The sequence below is a fragment of the Photorhabdus heterorhabditis genome (assembly GCF_001280945.1).
GTDB lineage: Bacteria > Pseudomonadota > Gammaproteobacteria > Enterobacterales > Enterobacteriaceae > Photorhabdus > Photorhabdus heterorhabditis.
On the sequence record NZ_LJCS01000170.1, the window covers coordinates 1 to 1,223 of the forward strand.

General features: G+C 50.0%; 2 protein-coding genes and 2 pseudogenes. All 4 read right to left on the reverse strand.

Going from position 1 to position 1,223, the window contains the following annotated elements; genetic code table 11:
* A partial coding sequence (locus AM629_RS21110) for a DUF3304 domain-containing protein (RefSeq protein ID WP_152912061.1) occupies nt 1-267 on the reverse strand: 267 nt, incomplete at its 3' end.
* Nucleotides 268-317: 50 nt separating this feature from the next.
* Nucleotides 318-833 carry a Tli1a family immunity protein gene (locus AM629_RS21115; protein ID WP_054481761.1) on the reverse strand — a complete coding sequence of 172 codons (516 nt, stop codon included), beginning with the start codon at nt 831-833 and terminating at the stop codon, nt 318-320.
* Between the two features lie 50 nt (nt 834-883).
* Nucleotides 884-1,027: pseudogene (locus AM629_RS23795) on the reverse strand (DUF3304 domain-containing protein); the annotation flags it as partial.
* A gap of 20 nt (nt 1,028-1,047) precedes the next feature.
* A pseudogene (locus tag AM629_RS22880) lies at nt 1,048-1,223 on the reverse strand (type VI secretion system contractile sheath large subunit); the annotation flags it as partial.

The following is a 1,223-nucleotide window of genomic DNA, read 5'->3' on the forward strand; positions in this document are numbered from 1 at the left end:
ATCATAGGAGTAAGCGACACCAGTTTCCCAATCCACCTTAACCGTCATCCCCGGTTTCCATTTCTCCGGAGCCCGATAGCAGCAACCACCGCCACCGCCCTGATACGGCCCGATACTATCGATACCGGGATTATCATCCACACTGAACCGGTTAATCGCCCATTTAGTATGGTTAATCGCCTCAATGGTTCCTGCCTGCGCCGGAAACTGGCTACACGCCGCCAGTAACAGGCATAAAACCGACCATTTAACTCGGTGTTTTTTCATCTTTCTCTCCTTCAATAAGGCATAATCTGGCTTTGAGATACCTGTCGGCATTATTTCGGACATACTGTCGGCTCCTTCATTTCTAACGGTTCTTTAATCGGGTAGTTTGGGCTACCGTAGGCGTCACAAGAGGTCGTGACTTTAATCTGATCACAGGGCAAGAAATGCACCGTAATCCCGCAGGTATCTCCCCCATTCTGATAATAAGGCACCGGCACTACCTGGCTATGCTGCCGTTTCTGGGCATTTATTTTTCTATCCCATTCCAAATACTTCTCGTCGTTTTCATACCCGGGAAAATCGTCGGAGAAAGCGACACCGGTTTCCCAATCCACCTTGACCGTCATCCCCGGTTTCCATTTCTCCGGAGCCCGATAGCAACAGCCACCGCCACCGCCCTGATATGGCCCGATACTATCGATACCGGGATTATCATCCACACTGAACCGGTTAATCGCCCACTTGGTATGGTTAATCGCGATAATCACGCCAGCCTGCGCTGGAAACTGGCTACACGCCGTCAGTAACAGGCATAAAACCGCCCATTTAGCCCGGTGTTTTTTCATCTTTCGCTCCTTTAACAAGGCATAATCTGGCTTTGAGATACCTGTAAGCATTATTTCGGACATACTGTCGGCTCCTTCATTTCTAACGGTTCTTTAATCGGGTAGTTTGGGCTACCGTAGGCGTCACAAGAGGTCGTGACTTTAATCTGATCACAAGGCAAGAAATGCACCGTAATCCCGCAGGTATCTCTGCCATTCTGATGTTTCCCGATTTTTACTCTTTCGCCTTCGGCATCTGAGAAACCAGCGACAGATTGACGTCCAGCCCTTCAACCTGAAAATGCGGCACCGCATACAGCCTGACCCGGAAGAATCCCGGATTGTCATCAATATCTTCAACGACCACCCGCGCTTCACGCAGTGGATGCGAGGCTTGCAGATCGTCAGACG